General features: G+C 67.6%; 1 protein-coding gene. It reads left to right on the top strand.

Features of this window, described 5'->3' with window-relative positions; translation table 11 throughout:
• Nucleotide 1: 1 nt before the first annotated feature.
• A partial coding sequence (locus HA630_RS26775) for an OB-fold nucleic acid binding domain-containing protein (protein WP_243855316.1) occupies nucleotides 2–574 on the top strand: 573 nt, incomplete at its 3' end.

Raw genomic sequence — 574 nt, forward strand, 5'->3', positions numbered from 1 at the left:
CATGACGCCAGACACCCACGCCGCCCCGGTCACCGACGACAACCACCTCATCGCCGAGCGCCGCGAGAAGCTCAAGGCCCTGCGCGAGGCGCAGCGCGCCGGCGCCGGTCCGGCGTTCCCGAACGACGTCAAGCCGCAGCACAAGGCGGCCGACCTGTTCGCCGAGTACGACGGCATGAGCAAGGAAATGCTGGAGCCGCTGAAGGCGCGCGCCAGCGTGGCCGGCCGCATGATGCTCAAGCGCGTCATGGGCAAAGCCAGCTTCGCCACGTTGCAGGACTCGTCCTTCGGGCCGTCCGGCGGCCGCATCCAGATCTACCTGAACCTGGAAAGCGTGGGCGCCGAGGTGCTGGAGGCCTTCAAGCACTGGGACCTGGGTGACATCGTCGCGGCCGAGGGCGTGCTGTTCAAAACCAAGATGGGCGAGCTGACCCTCCACGCGGACCGGGTGCGCCTGGTGACCAAGAGCCTGCGCCCCTTGCCGGACAAGTTCCACGGCATCCACGACCAGGAAATCAAGTACCGCCAGCGCTACGTCGACCTGATGACCGACGAGCAGGCGCGCAAGCGCTTC

Source organism: Aquabacterium sp. A08, from assembly GCF_011742065.1.